The sequence below is a fragment of the Limnohabitans sp. genome (genome assembly GCF_031539175.1).
Classification (GTDB): Bacteria; Pseudomonadota; Gammaproteobacteria; order Burkholderiales; family Burkholderiaceae_C; genus Limnohabitans.
This window is the reverse complement of sequence record NZ_JAVKLQ010000075.1, coordinates 1-13236: the sequence shown is the minus strand read 5'-3', so window position 1 is coordinate 13236 and position 13236 is coordinate 1. Positions and strand designations below refer to the sequence as shown.

At 54.4% G+C, this 13236-nt stretch carries 13 protein-coding genes and 1 pseudogene; 10 read left to right on the top strand and 4 right to left on the bottom strand.

Annotated elements, in window-relative coordinates:
* Nucleotides 1-105 precede the first annotated feature (105 nt).
* Nucleotides 106-705 carry an MCP four helix bundle domain-containing protein gene (locus tag RMS95_RS14260; protein ID WP_310646861.1) on the bottom strand — a complete coding sequence of 200 codons (600 nt, stop codon included), beginning with the start codon at nt 703-705 and terminating at the stop codon, nt 106-108.
* Nucleotides 706-865: 160 nt separating this feature from the next.
* Between RMS95_RS14260 and RMS95_RS14255 the strand changes: the two genes are divergently transcribed.
* From RMS95_RS14255 to RMS95_RS14210, 10 genes are all read left to right on the top strand, one after another.
* Nucleotides 866-1240, top strand: coding sequence for a response regulator (locus tag RMS95_RS14255; RefSeq protein WP_310646860.1), 375 nt, complete (start codon nt 866-868; stop codon nt 1238-1240).
* A 22-nt stretch (nt 1241-1262) separates the two neighbouring features.
* Entirely contained in the window at nt 1263-2441 is a 1179-nt protein-coding gene (locus RMS95_RS14250; RefSeq protein WP_310646859.1) for an adenylate/guanylate cyclase domain-containing protein, read from the top strand.
* A 45-nt stretch (nt 2442-2486) separates the two neighbouring features.
* On the top strand, nt 2487-3017 hold the full coding sequence (locus tag RMS95_RS14245; protein WP_310646858.1) for a PAS domain-containing protein: 531 nt from the start codon (nt 2487-2489) through the stop codon (nt 3015-3017).
* Nucleotides 2983-4488, top strand: a complete 1506-nt coding sequence (locus RMS95_RS14240) for a methyl-accepting chemotaxis protein (protein ID WP_310646857.1) — start codon at nt 2983-2985, stop codon at nt 4486-4488. The genes RMS95_RS14245 and RMS95_RS14240 overlap by 35 nt, the downstream gene beginning before the upstream one ends.
* 11 nt (nt 4489-4499) lie before the next feature.
* Nucleotides 4500-5882: a chemotaxis protein CheW gene (locus RMS95_RS14235; RefSeq protein ID WP_310646856.1), complete on the top strand. Its 1383-nt coding sequence runs from the start codon at nt 4500-4502 to the stop codon at nt 5880-5882.
* 16 nt (nt 5883-5898) lie between these two features.
* Complete coding sequence (locus RMS95_RS14230) at nt 5899-6927, top strand: CheR family methyltransferase (protein ID WP_310646855.1); 1029 nt, start codon at nt 5899-5901, stop codon at nt 6925-6927.
* On the top strand, nt 6924-8006 hold the full coding sequence (gene cheB / locus RMS95_RS14225; protein WP_310646854.1) for a chemotaxis-specific protein-glutamate methyltransferase CheB: 1083 nt from the start codon (nt 6924-6926) through the stop codon (nt 8004-8006). The genes RMS95_RS14230 and cheB overlap by 4 nt, the downstream gene beginning before the upstream one ends.
* Nucleotides 8007-8027: 21 nt before the next feature.
* Entirely contained in the window at nt 8028-8432 is a 405-nt protein-coding gene (locus RMS95_RS14220) for a response regulator (protein WP_100133259.1), read from the top strand.
* A 68-nt stretch (nt 8433-8500) separates the two neighbouring features.
* Nucleotides 8501-11797, top strand: coding sequence for a chemotaxis protein CheW (locus tag RMS95_RS14215; RefSeq protein WP_310646853.1), 3297 nt, complete (start codon nt 8501-8503; stop codon nt 11795-11797).
* A 5-nt stretch (nt 11798-11802) separates the two neighbouring features.
* Nucleotides 11803-12240 (top strand): hypothetical protein, encoded by a 438-nt coding sequence (locus RMS95_RS14210; protein ID WP_310646852.1) that lies wholly within the window; start codon nt 11803-11805, stop codon nt 12238-12240.
* On the opposite strand, the gene RMS95_RS14205 is transcribed toward RMS95_RS14210, so the two are convergent.
* The 3 genes and pseudogenes from RMS95_RS14205 to RMS95_RS14195 form a co-directional block, all read right to left on the bottom strand.
* Complete coding sequence (locus tag RMS95_RS14205) at nt 12230-12601, bottom strand: cyclic nucleotide-binding domain-containing protein (RefSeq protein ID WP_310646851.1); 372 nt, start codon at nt 12599-12601, stop codon at nt 12230-12232. The genes RMS95_RS14210 and RMS95_RS14205 overlap by 11 nt on opposite strands.
* On the bottom strand, nt 12598-13083 hold the full coding sequence (locus tag RMS95_RS14200; RefSeq protein ID WP_310646850.1) for a cyclic nucleotide-binding domain-containing protein: 486 nt from the start codon (nt 13081-13083) through the stop codon (nt 12598-12600). The genes RMS95_RS14205 and RMS95_RS14200 overlap by 4 nt, the downstream gene beginning before the upstream one ends.
* Before the next feature lie 22 nt (nt 13084-13105).
* Nucleotides 13106-13236 (bottom strand): annotated as a pseudogene (locus RMS95_RS14195) (IS30 family transposase); the annotation flags it as partial.

Here is a 13236-nt window from a genome sequence, read left to right as displayed (position 1 = left end):
TTTGGTATCGTTCTTCTCGGCTGAGGTGCTTGTACATTGGGCAATTTCGATTTGGCGGTTAAAGCGGCCATGATGCTCTCGCATCCTCAGCCACCTATAACCAGTTCATCTTTGTTGCACTTCGTCCTTGAATCCGCCAGAAGCTTGCACGCGGTCATAGTCTTGCTTGGCTTGTACCAACTGCTGACTGGTCAGGATGTCGAGAGCGCCTAAAAGTGCTGTGCCATAACGGTTTTGTGAATTCAAAAGTTCGCTTTGCAAGGCGGGACTGATCTGTCCTTTGTCGCGTCCCAAGTCCAGCAGCCGTGTCATTTCGTAGTGCCAGCGCGAAAAAGCCGACTCATAGCCAGCGCGGGCTGGCTGCAGTTCGGGCTCAATACCGCCGGTGACCAAGGTGTCTTGCACGATGCGGCTGGCTTGCTGCATGGCGTAGGCCTTGCGCGCCAGGCGGTCAATGCTTTGCATGGGCGTGATGCTGGATGACGACAGTTCCGCCGCAAAGTCCATCAGGGCATGCTCCATCTCTTGCAGCCGTTTCATCGACACCACACGGTTTTCGTACATCCGCGAGAGCGACGATTCGAGCGCATGCATCTCAGAGCCTGTCACCACTGCCAGCGTGGCCATCACCAAGATCAAAAGGGCGCCTATCCAGCGCACGGCGCCGCGTAATGTGAAAGACAGTGTTTTGATCAGGGTATTCATACGAAAAAAGAGGACGGTCTCAACTTTGAAAGTGTTGAGTCGAATACGAAAAGTGCTTTCAAGTTTCTCACGCATTTGCGAAAGACTTGTGATCTAATCAATAAATTCGCGAAATAAACGCTCATTTTATTTAAATTTACAAAAAAAGAGAAGGTTGGTAATGGCGACGATTTTGTTAGTTGATGATGAAGACTTATTGCGAGAAGGTGTTCGCGAAATTTTGGAAATGTCCGATTTTTCAGTGATCGAAGCTTCCGACGGGCAAGAGGCTTTGCGTCAATTTGCGCTGGCTGAAAAGGTCGATTTGGTGATCACCGACATCGTGATGCCCAACATGGATGGGGTCGATTTTGTGACTAAATTGCGCGAAATGTTCCCAGATGTGCCAATTTTGACGATTTCAGGTGGCAGTCGTGTGGTGAGCGCTCGCTTTGGTTTGGACTCAGCTTTGTTGTCCGGCGCCAATGCCAGCTTGACCAAGCCGTTCACGGCCAAGCAATTGATTGAAAAAGTCAAAACCTTGTTAACGGCTTGAGGATTGGCGAGATCTACCGTCCATGAGTTCGTTGAATCTGAACCTCGCTTCTGAACCGGCAACCCCCGAGTTAGTCATTGAAGCCGTTGCCACAGGCCGCAAAGGCTTGGAGAGCGCGCGCATTTTGTTGGTCGATGACAGCGTCATGCTGCGCATGGGCTTGCGTCGTTCACTGGAAGAAGTGGGTCTTAAAAACATCCGCGAAGCCAACAACGGCAAAGAAGCCATCGAAATTTTGATGCGTGAGCCCTTCGATTTGATGCTGCTTGACATGGAAATGCCCGTGATGAGCGGCATGGAAGTGTTGGAGGTGATCCGTGAAACGCCTTACCAAGCATGGCCGCCTGTCATCGTGATTTCGGGTGGCGCTGGCAGCTCTGGCATTGACGATGCCGTGCGATGCATTGAGCTAGGCGCCGAAGACTACTTGCCCAAGCCGTTCAATCCGGTGTTGTTGCGCGCCCGTGTGACCACGTGCATCGACAAAAAACACCTGAAAGACCAGAACGCGTTGCGCATGCGCCAGCTGAAAAAGCAACATGAGCAGCTGAGTCAAGAAAAAGAAAAGACCGAGCAGTTGTTGCTCAACATTTTGCCGCGCACCATCGCCAAGCGTTTGAAAGCGGGTGAAGAGCGCATTGCAGATGCTTGTCCATCCGTCAGCGTGTTGTTCGCCGACATGGTGGGCTTCACCAAAATGACGCGCACCATCACGGCGACGGCGTTGGTGGAAATGCTGGGTGATTTGTTTTCTCGGTTTGACTTGATCACCGAGCGACACGGCCTAGAAAAAATCAAAACCATTGGTGACTGTTACATGCTCGCTGGCGGTGTGCCAGAAGCGCGAGAGGACCATGCCGAAGCTACCGTGATGGCCGCCATGGACATGTGCGAAGCCTTGAAAGAACTGTACGAGCGGACCAACGGTGCGTTGAACATGCGCATTGGTATTCACAGTGGTGCGGTGGTGGCTGGTGTGATTGGTATTCGCAAGTTCACTTACGACTTGTGGGGCGACACCGTCAACGTGGCGAGTCGCATGGAGTCAACAGGCCAACCCGGAAAAATTCACGTGTCTTCAGCCACGGCTGATTTGTTGGCTGGCAAGTTTGAGCTTGAGGCACGGGGCATGATTGAAGTGAAGAGCTTGGGTCAAGTCGAAACGTTTTTTGTTGGACCACAAATTAAAGCATCGGCTTGATGCGATGGGAGCCGCTTTGAAAACATCTGTTTGGAGAAACCAGCCATGAGTCTGCGTGACATCGTCCCTACGGACAAAGAAATTGTGATGCGTGAGGACGACTTCATCGTCTCCAAGACTGACTTGAAGGGCCGTATCACGTATGGCAATAAAACGTTCATCGAGTTTTCAGGCTTCGATGAAAAAGACATTTTAGGCGTGCAGCACAACTTGATCCGTCATCCAGACATGCCACGCGCAGTGTTCAAGTTGTTGTGGGGCAATATCCAAGAAGGCAAAGAGATTTTTGCGTACGTGAAAAACATTTGCAGAAATGGCAGTTTTTATTGGGTGATTGCCAACGTCACCCCGTCGCTGGACGAGGCTGGCAAAGTGCTCGGTTATTACTCGGTGCGCCGCAAACCGCACCCACGTGCAATCCCCGTGATTTCGGATTTGTATCGAAAAATGTTGGATGAAGAGCGACGCGCAGGCACGCGTGACGCCATCGCCGCATCCAACAAAGTGATGGAAAAGTTTTTGAATGAAAAAGGTATGAGCTATGAGCACTTTGTCCTCTCTCTTCAGTCGGCTTGAGCTGAGCCCGGCCAAGGGCTTGTGGCTGCAGGCGCTTCTGAGTGCCGTTGCCGTGGCGTTTTTGTTGGTGTTGACCAGCATGTCACCTGTCGTCATCGTTTTGGCGGTGGTGATGGTGGTGGTGTTGGCGTTGTCCATTCGTGGTCAAAACAACGAGTCAGCGTTGATCAACCGCATGAATGTGGTGTTGAGTGGTGCTGCGAACGGGGTGTTGGAGCCGCGCGTGACCAATATCACCAGCAAAGGTTCTATTGCTGAATGTGCATGGAGCTTGAACGAAGTGCTTGACCAAGTCGAGGCTGTGTTCCGCGAGTCGCTGACGGTGGTGTCTCGTATGAGTGCCGGTAACTTTTCTCGTCAGCCTCAGCCTGCAGGTTTGAAGGGGATTTACCCACAAGTGCTGCACAAAATGGCAGAGGCACAAAACAGCGTATCTCGCACGGTGAAAGCCTTGCGTTCTGCCATGGCATCTATGGCTTCGGGTGACTTCACGGTCCGATTGGATTCCAGCAAAGACCAAGGTGAGTACAAGTTAATTCTCGAGAATGCGCAATTGGCGATCAGTTCTTTGGAAGTCGTGCTCGGTCAAGTGGTGCATGTCATGGACGCCATGGTGCGTGGTGACTTGACCAGCCGTGTGCACGCGCAAGGCGAAGGTAGCTTGGGCAAACTCAAAGACGACATCAACCGCTCTTTGGATGCGTTGGCAATGTCCATGCGCAGCATTGGCGAAAACGCGCAGCAGGTGGCTGGTGCCGCCAGCGACACCAGCACAGCCATTGGACAATTGGCCGATGGCGCGCAAAGCCAAACCCACTACATCAGCGAAGTGGTCACGGCGATCCGTCAAACCTCGAGCGCTGTGAGTGACATTTCGAACAGCACCGAGTCAGCGAGCCGCCAAGCGCAAGAGTCGGCCACCATCGTGCGCGATGGTCGTGTGAAGATGGAGCAAATGGTCGAAGTCGTGAACGGTATTGCTCGCAACTCCGAGAAGATCAACAAGATCACGGATGTGATCGAGAAGATCGCGAACAAGACCAATTTGTTGTCTCTCAATGCTGCCATCGAAGCCGCTCGCGCAGGCGAGCACGGCAAAGGTTTTGCCGTGGTGGCGGATGAGGTGGGCAAGCTCGCCGCCAGCAGTGCAGACAGCACCAAAGAGATCACGCAACTGATTCAACAAGCCGTGTCCGAAGCCAATCGTGCCGTTTTGGCGGTGCGCGAGGTCAGTGGCGACATGGAGCGCATCGTGGCCAGCTCATCGCAAACCGATGGCATGCTGCAGCGTATTTCTGCGGCCGTGGAAGAGCAAACGCGCACCATGCAAGAAATCAACAACAGCGTGTCCAACCTTGAAAAAATTGCGCATACCAACTCCGCCGCATCGGAAGAGTTGGCGGCCAGCATGATCGAGTTGTCGAAAGTGGCGGACTCGACACGCCGTGAAATCGAAAAATTCAAGATCTGACGGAACACGCCATGGAACTGGTTCTCTTTGAAGTTGGCAAGGGGCGATTCGCTTTTTCAGCCATTGGTGTCAGCAAGGTCTTGGACGTATTGCCCGTGACCCCGCTGCCCTATGCCCCCGCCGATGTGGAGGGCTTGGTCAACGTGGCCGGCGCGGTCTACCTGAAGGTGGATTTGGCAGCACGGTTAGGGATGGGCGAGCGTTCGGCCGACCCCAACGGTAATTTGTTGGTGGTCACCGCGCAAAAAGACACGGTTGTGGTCCAAGTGGACCGCGTGTTCAACAAAATCAGCTTAGAGCCTGACGCCATCAAGCTCTACGACGAAAGCGACTCAGAAGCTTTGGTGCGGGGCGAGTTCATGATGCCCGATGGCATGGTGTTGTTGCTCAACGAAGCCTCTCTGGGTTTGCAAAACATGGAGCCTGTGGGCGTGCCCGAAGGCGGCGGTGGCTTGGTGGGTCAACTCGAAGTGACCAATGCTGCAGAAGCCACTGAGTTGGTTAACAACGACATGCCGACTGTGACGGTGCAAGATGGCAACGAGACCTATGCCTTCCATATGGAGGATGTCTTAGAGATTGTCGAAATTCGCGATCTCACGGCATTGCCTGGGGCGGGTGTTGAGGTGGAGGGTTTGATGCAATTGCGTGGCTCGGCTTTGCTGGTGCTCTCGCTTTCCAAATTGCTCAAATGTGAGCCCACCACGGCGCCCAAATTCGTACTGGTCGTGGCTGTTCATGGCTCACGTCTGGGCATTTCGGTGGCCGATATGGTCGGTATCGAACGCTACGAAAAAGACATTTTGCAAACCATCACGGGTGGGGACTCCCAGCTCGAAGGTTACTTGCCTGGCTATGGCGCCTGGGAAGGCCGCATGACGGGCTTGGTGGCCTTGGGTGGTTTGGTGTCGCTGGAAAGCATGACGCACTTCCGCCGTTATTTGATTCAACACGGAGTGGATATGGCTGCCATCTCAGAGCAAGAAATGAAATCTGTACGTCGCTTGCTGTCTTTCCGTTTGGGGGACGAGCGCTGCGCGTTGCCACTGTCGCTGGTGGACCGCGTGGAAGAGTACGGCTCTGCCGTTAACTTGCCCCAAGGTGATGATTCGCTCGCGGGCGTGGTGCAAATCAAAGGCGAGGTTGCGCCCGTGCTTGACATGCGTGACATGTTGGGCATCAAAGGCAAAGACACGTCTGCGTATGTGGTGGTGCGTATTCAAGGGGCCCCTTGGGCTTTGGTGGTGGACAAAGTCGATCGCGTGATTGAGATTGCCGAAAAGGACATCACGCCTGTGCGCACCAGCCAAAACGATTATTTGACCGAAGTCGGTCGTTTAGACGGCGAGTTGATCTCCTTGCTGTCTTTGGAGCCCTTGTCTAGGGCTGCCTAATTTCAAAGGAATATCTTTGTCTAAAGACAATGTCGATGATTTGATTGCGCAAATGCGCACAGCGGTGCAAAACGCAAAGGGCAGCACAGCTGCCCTGAATCACACGTTTGTGCCTGTTGCTGCGCCGGTTTCTGCGCAAACACGGTCTGATACCGCGACACAACTTGAAATCGTGAACCAGTTGATGCTGGGCGTGGAGTCACGTTTTGGCATCAAGCCCGGAACCTTGGTTGAACGCAAGTTGGTGCGTATTTTGAAAGAAATGCCCATCTCCGTGTTACGCGACTGGGTCAATTCGATGAACACCTGTTCGTCAGAGCACCCTGAGTGGCAATCGTTGGTCGAGAACTTGACTGTTCATGAAACCTACTTCTGCCGCGACCCTGATTTGATGGATATGTTGGGCAAAGACATCTTGCCTAACTTGATTGCCTCGCGTGAAAAGAATCGCCAGCTGCAGGTGTGGTCAGGCGCAAGCTCCACGGGGGAAGAGGTGTATGACCTGGCCTATATGTGCCTGCGCGGTTTGCAAAAAGCCGGTAAAGCGCGGCAACAAGCCGATGGCCGTGTGGTGCCTGAAGCGGGTTGGTCTTTGTTTGTGATGGGCAGCGATGTGTCCAACCAAGCCTTGCGCACTGCGCGCGAAGGCGTGTATGGCGAGTTGGGCATGGGGTCATTCCGTAATCTGCCTGAGCATTGGCGCGCCATGTTTGACGATGTGTCGATGGCACCGTCCAATGCCATGCCTGGGGTGCGCTACCACAAGGTGCGCGACTGGGTGAAAAACTGCGTACGCTTTGAGCGCTTCAATTTAATGAACAGCCGTCCACCCGTGCAAAACATGGACTTGGTGTTTTGTCGCAATGTGCTGATTTATTTTGAAGACTCGGTGAAGAAGTCTGTGCAAACCATGCTGGCCCGTTCGATGTCGACAGGCGGTGTGCTGGTCATGGGCGCTTCGGTGCAAATGTTGGTGCCTGAATATTTCGAGCAGCGCCTGGGCAATGGTGGTCCTTGGTATGTGCGAAATGGGGTGACCGTATGATCAAGTTGCTGATCTCCGACGACTCTGCGTTCATGCGCATCGCCATTCGAAAGATGGTCGAAGGGCATCCTGATATCGAGGTGGTGGGAGAAGCGCGGACGGGCCAGATGTGCGTCGAAATGGCCGAGGCGCTACGTCCTGATGTGATCACGATGGACGTGGAAATGCCCGTCATGGATGGTTTAGAAGCCACACGCCAAATCATGGCGCGTTGTGCTTGTCCGATCATCATGCTGAGCAGCTTGACCGAGCGCAACTCGGTCACCACCATCAAAGCGTTGGAGTTGGGTGCGGTCGATTTCATTGCTAAAAAATCATCGTTTGTGCAACTCGACATCGTCAAAATTGGCGATGAGCTGGTCGACAAATTGCGTTACTGGGCCAAGAAGCGTTCGCGGTTTTCTGCAGGTGGGTTACGCCCCGCTGTGAGCAGCGTCGATACGTCGAAGCCAGTGTTTCAGCGTAAAACTGAAAACCAAGGCGTACCGGGTTTGGTGGTGTTGGGGATTTCTACGGGAGGGCCTGCCACATTGCCGCAGACGCTCAAGGCGATGGGCAAGTTGAAATGTCCATTGGTCGTGGCGCAGCACATGCCGCCCATGTTTACCAGCGGTTTTGCCCGCCACTTGAGTACTGAAACGGGCTTGGACGTCGTGGAAAGTACCGATGGTATGGAGGCCAAACCGGGCATGGTGATCATCATCAAAGGTGGTACCGATGTGGTGATCCGTGAACCTTTTCCTGGCCGCATCATGTTGTATGAGCGCACCAGTCCTGAAGCGCCCATTCACCCCAATGCCGATGTGTTGTTTCGCTCGGCAGCGACGGTCTCGTGCCCTGTGGTGGCGGTTGTGATGACTGGCATGGGCAATGACGGCATGAAGGGCGCGCAAGAGTTGGTGGCACGTAAAGGTAGCGCCGTGTTGGCGCAGACGCCTGACAGTTGTATCGTGGACGGCATGCCGTCTTCTGTGATTGATGCCGGCTTGGCCACTGCCGTACTCGCGCCCGCAGCGTTGGGTGCACGGTTGGCTCGCATGGCAGGTGTGGGTGGCCTTTTAGGCGCATCCCTTGTTTGATTTGTTTTGAGGTGAATTGAAATGTCGAAGAAAAATATTCTGATCGTTGATGACTCTTTTGTGATGCGCGCTTTGTTGCGAGGCATCATCAGCGCCGACCCAGATTTGGCGGTTGTGGGCGAAGCGACCAACGGCCTTGAAGCTTTGCAAAACATCAAAGAGCTGAACCCAGACTTGGTGTTGCTGGACATCGAAATGCCGCACATGGACGGCATTGAGTGCTTGAAGCGTTTGCGCCTCATCAGCAATGTGCCTGTGATCATCGTGTCTTCTGTGGCTCAAACGGGCTCACCACAAGCGTTGGAAACTCGCAAACTGGGCGCGGCAGAAGTGATCGCTAAACCTTCGGGCGCCATGAGCTTGGACTTGAACGCAAAGAAGGGCCACGAGATCGTGACCGCTTCACGCAAAGTGCTCGGCATCTGATTTTTCGTTCACGAAAACATCACAGCACCACGTCATTCAGGTAATCAGCGCACAAGGGGCACAAGTCAATGTCAGATGACTTTATCGAGACCATATGGGCTCAATATGCGGTAGAAACCGAAGAGCATATTGAGGGCATTGAATCACTGTTGGTGCGTGCCGACGGTGGCGAGCTGTCGGGCGAAGAAATTTCTAGCCTCTTTCGCGCTTTTCACTCCCTCAAAGGCTTGAGCCGTGTGATGGAGTTGGGCGCGCTTGAGGCCGTCGCACATCGCGCCGAAGATTTGTTAGGACTGGTTCGCGAAGGCGTGACTGGCTTGGACAAGCTCACAGTCGACGTGCTGTTGCGAGCCTTAGACGCCATCAAGGGCCTGCGTGACATCGCGGTGGCTGAACGCTCCGATGGCCAAAAACCTGATGCCTTGTGCAAAGAGCTTGAAGCGGCATTCCGCAAAGCCTCTGGCGGCGGCGCTGAAGCGCCAGAGCCTGAGGCGCCCGCTGCACCTGCTGCGACGGTGACTCCTGCGACGCCGGAGCAAGCTGCACCCGCGGCCCCTAAAACGCCAGCGAAAAAAGCTGCGCCTCCTGAGCCTAAACAGTTGGTGAAAATTTCGGCATCTGGCACGGACGAAGATGCGCCAGACGATCAATCGATTTTCTTGCGTTTGCTGAAAAACGGTTTGCCTATTCTTGAGCAATTGGCTTTGTCGATTGCCGCCAAAGAAGACCCAAAACAAATTTTGTCGGTGGCCAATGACATCCGTCGTCCGTTGGTGTGGATGGTGCGGGCCTCAAATAAATTGGGTTACTTGGGTATCACCAAGCGCATTCAAGACATTTCGGAAGCCTTGCCCAAAGACGAAACCATCAGCCGTGAAAACGGCGAGTTGGTGGTGGACACCATCGTTGCTTTTTTGAGCGATTTGCGTAACTTGGGTGAAACCACGGGCAGCGATCTCGGTGGCGAGTCATTGAGTCAAGTGTTGTCGCGTACTCTGCGTGAAAGTTTGGACCATTTGCTCAACAGCATTGCTCAAAACTTAGAGACCTTAGAAGCCGCCGTGGCCTACGCCGATGAGACCGTGGCAGGCAATGTGTCGCAAGAGTTTTCGCGCGTGCACGCTTATCTGACCTCATTGTTTCCAGACGCCCATTGCGATGTGCCATTGTTGTTGATGGACGCCTACGCGCGTGCAGGTCGATCACATTTGGCGCTGAACAACGAAGTCATCAGCTTGACCCGTGATGCGGTGACGTTCATTCGTGACGTGTGTCAGAGCAAAGACAAAAAACCATTGCTCAATGCCGCGTTCGTGGCGCGACAGGAGGGCTTGTCGCAGCGCATGAAGGACTATGTCTGGGCGCACGACAACGCCAGCGATATGTCGGCGCAAGAGATTCAAGATTTCCATGCCTCGTTGCGCATTCCTCCCGAGTTGGCTGAGTTGCTGTCTTCAGAAAACACACGTGAGTTGAAGGACATGATCGACGACGGGTCGAAGGCCTATTTGGTGGTCGCCCATTTGGAGTCGTCAGAGCAAATTGCCACGTCATTTTTGTCGTGGGTGTCTGAGCGTGGTCGCATCATCACCAACCGGTCTGTGTTTGTGGATGATGAGAGCTGGTACGAGATGTTGTTCATCTCTAAAGGCGACTTTGCCGAGATCGATGCCGAGATCAAGCAACTTGACGCTGACAAACGCCTGATCAAGCTCTTGGGGCAATTTGGGGTGACCAGCGGCCCGGCCATGATTGAGTTTGGCGAAGTCTCTACAGAACCGAAGCCAGCCACGGCCACGGTGCCTGTAGCTGCAGTGCCTACAGCGGCTGCACCTGCGCCCGAGTTGCCTGCTGCATCGGCGCCTGTCTCCACACCAACACCAACTGTGGCACCGACTGCTGCAATTCCTGCGCCGGTTGCGGCGCCTGTGATGGTTGACACGCCAGCGCCTGCTGCTAGCGCCCCCGCCGCTGCGCCGACGCCCGCAGCACCAGCACCAGCACCAGCAGCGCCTGCTCGTGCGCCTGCACCTGCGGCTGCAGCTGCCAATGTGATTCGTGTGCCGGGCGAGATGCTCGATCAGTTCATGAACCAAATCGGCGAGATGGTTTTGGTGCGAGGCCAACTGGCCCACGTCATTGCAGACCAGCGTTTGCGTGAGCAAGCGGTGGCCTTGCGTCGCTCGAGCGATACCGGTTTGGCTGATCTGACCGGTGTGGCGCAATTGCAGCGTTTGATTGATTTGATTGACGAGCAAAACCGCCGTTTGCAAGAGACAGACACCTTGATTCAAGGCGCCTTGTCGCGCTTGCAAGACAGCGTGATGGGCTTGCGTGTGGTGCCTGTGGAATTGGTGTTCAAACGATTCCCACGCATGGTGCGCGATTTGGCGCAAGCACAAGGCAAACAAATTCGTTTGGAGCTGACCGGCCAAGAGGTCAAGATCGACAAGGCCATGGTCGAGTCGCTGGCCGATCCTTTGTTGCACATGGTGCGCAACAGTGCCGACCACGGCATTGAAACCATCGCTGAGCGCAAGTTGACCGGTAAGCCTGAAGAGGCGGTCATTCGCATTCAAGCGGAGCAGCAGGGCAGTCGCATTTTGATTCGCGTCAGCGATGACGGCAAAGGCATTGACCCTGAACGCGTGCGCCGCAAAGCGGTGGAGCGTGGCTTGGTCAAAGAAGAAGACAGCTTGTTGATGAGCCGCGATGACATTTTGAAGTTCATCTTCCGTGCAGGCTTCAGCACGGCCGATGTGGTGACCGAAACCTCAGGCCGTGGCGTGGGCATGGATGTGGTGCGTACCAACGTGATGCGTTTGGGCGGCAATATTCACCTTGACTCTGAGTTGGGGCGAGGCACCATCTTCACGATGCAAATGCCTTTGTCGGCGGCGGTTCAAGAGGTCTTGTTGGTCAATACCGCAGGGCAAACCTTGGCAGTGCCGGGTCGCTATGTGGCCGAGTTGGTCGAAATCAGCGAAGCCGATGTGCAGTCGGTCAAAGGTCGCACCGCCATCATGTTGCGAGGTAACTTCTTGCCCATCGTGCGCCTTGAAGAGCTGTTGGGCTTCAAGCAAACCAGCGAAGGTCAGCACCGTTTTGTGGTGGTGCTCTCCGATGGTCAACGTACTCTGGGTGTCTCCGTGGACGAGTTTGTGGGACGCCAAGAGTTGTTCACCAAAGACATCCACCCACGCTTGGCCGCTTTGCCGGGCGTCGGCGGTGCGTCGATCTTGGGCGATGGACGTGTGGTGCTGATTCTGGACGGTGCGGCCATTTACCGCCTCGCCGAGAACATTGGCAACCACGCGCAATTGCCCCAGTTGCCCCAAATGTCTCCAATGCCTGTGGCAGCCTGATCGGTATGGCCATTTATCTCCAAGTTCGCGCAGGTCCTTTGCAACTCTTGGTGGACGCCTTGGGCGTCCACGAGGTGCTGAGTCTGGACGACTTGGCGGTGGGCGGGCAGGGCGGTCATGTCGAGTGGCGCAAGCAAGTGCTGAACTCGGTGGCCGTGCACACCTTTTTTGGACAAGCGCAGGGCGAGCGTTTGATGGGCGTTGTTTACAGCGCGACTGAGGGCGATGAACCTTTGATGCTCGAAGTTGATGAGGTGGTGGGCTTGCGCAATATCACGGCCGCACAGTGGCTCCCCATGCCACGTTTGCCCGATGCGACCAAGGTGTTTTTTGATGCATTGATTGGCGACCTCAACTCAGACGCGCAGGTCTATCGCCTGCGACGCCCTTTGGACAGTGCATTGTTTCAGCCAGCCATTGCGGCTGACGACATCACGAGTTGAGTTCGGGAATGGCAGAACGGATGGAGTTCTGCAAATAAAGCTGAAGAAACAGTCCTTCTAAGACCGGCCGAATCAGCGAGGTTTGGCTTTGCACAATTTCTTGCAAAGACTCTGCGGTCATTTGAATGCAGACCATGTCAGTCACGGCGATTGCCGTAGCACCGCGCACGCCGCCCGTCAAAATGGCTTGTTCACCAAATGCTTCGCCGGGGCCTAAGCGAACCAGAAATGTATTGGCTGGCGGTACAAACAAATCGACTTCGCCAGATTCGATCATGTAGAAGGTGTGTGCTGCATCGCCACGCGAAAACAGCACATCGCCTGCTTTGTAGCTTTGAATGGGGAAATACGCTTCGCTCATCGCAAACTTTCAGGGGTTTGGTCCACGCCTAAGGTGCGCATGACCGTGACGCGGCAAATACTGCGCAAGCCAGCGTCCGTGGTTCGGATCTCTTCGATCGCTCGTTTGATCGGAATGATTCGGGTGTTCAACAAGGTTTCCGCTTGTAGGGTCCAACGCATGGGCACGCCTGCAATGCCTTCGGCCAAGCCAATCACTGCGCCGGGACCCATGTAAAAGGATGTGTCGCCCGCGATCACGCGCACTTGGCCTTGAAAGATGACGTGGGCTTCCTCGACCATGTCGCCTTGGCTGAACAAAGTATGACCTTTGCTGAAAATGGCACTGCGCAAAAAGCTCGACGAACGCAGGCGCGAAAACAAATGTTCTTCACTGCTGAGTTTGGTGTCTTGCTCGGCATCTGTGAGCGGTACGCCATGGCTGTCAAGCAGCCCCATCTTTGATAGTTTTTGGGTGTTGATCCCGAAAAAGAATGAATCCACGATGAAATAAACCCTGGCGGATTCAAGGACGAAGTGCAACACGCTTTAACGAGGCATGGAATACCTCGTGAGGTGTCTTGAATCCTAGTCGCTTTCTGGGGCGATGATTCAATCGGTTTTCAATCATAGTCAATTCCTCATCCGTCACGGTTT

Excerpts from the sequence above, each read along its gene's own strand:
- RMS95_RS14260 (WP_310646861.1), bottom strand. The coding sequence starts at position 705 with ATGAATACCCTGATCAAAACACTGTCTTTCACATTACGCGGCGCCGTG.
- RMS95_RS14255 (WP_310646860.1), top strand. The coding sequence starts at position 866 with ATGGCGACGATTTTGTTAGTTGATGATGAAGACTTATTGCGAGAAGGT.
- RMS95_RS14250 (WP_310646859.1), top strand. The coding sequence starts at position 1,263 with ATGAGTTCGTTGAATCTGAACCTCGCTTCTGAACCGGCAACCCCCGAG.
- RMS95_RS14245 (WP_310646858.1), top strand. The coding sequence starts at position 2,487 with ATGAGTCTGCGTGACATCGTCCCTACGGACAAAGAAATTGTGATGCGT.
- RMS95_RS14240 (WP_310646857.1), top strand. The coding sequence starts at position 2,983 with ATGAGCACTTTGTCCTCTCTCTTCAGTCGGCTTGAGCTGAGCCCGGCC.
- RMS95_RS14235 (WP_310646856.1), top strand. The coding sequence starts at position 4,500 with ATGGAACTGGTTCTCTTTGAAGTTGGCAAGGGGCGATTCGCTTTTTCA.
- cheB (WP_310646854.1), top strand. The coding sequence starts at position 6,924 with ATGATCAAGTTGCTGATCTCCGACGACTCTGCGTTCATGCGCATCGCC.
- RMS95_RS14220 (WP_100133259.1), top strand. The coding sequence starts at position 8,028 with ATGTCGAAGAAAAATATTCTGATCGTTGATGACTCTTTTGTGATGCGC.
- RMS95_RS14215 (WP_310646853.1), top strand. The coding sequence starts at position 8,501 with ATGTCAGATGACTTTATCGAGACCATATGGGCTCAATATGCGGTAGAA.
- RMS95_RS14210 (WP_310646852.1), top strand. The coding sequence starts at position 11,803 with ATGGCCATTTATCTCCAAGTTCGCGCAGGTCCTTTGCAACTCTTGGTG.
- RMS95_RS14205 (WP_310646851.1), bottom strand. The coding sequence starts at position 12,601 with ATGAGCGAAGCGTATTTCCCCATTCAAAGCTACAAAGCAGGCGATGTG.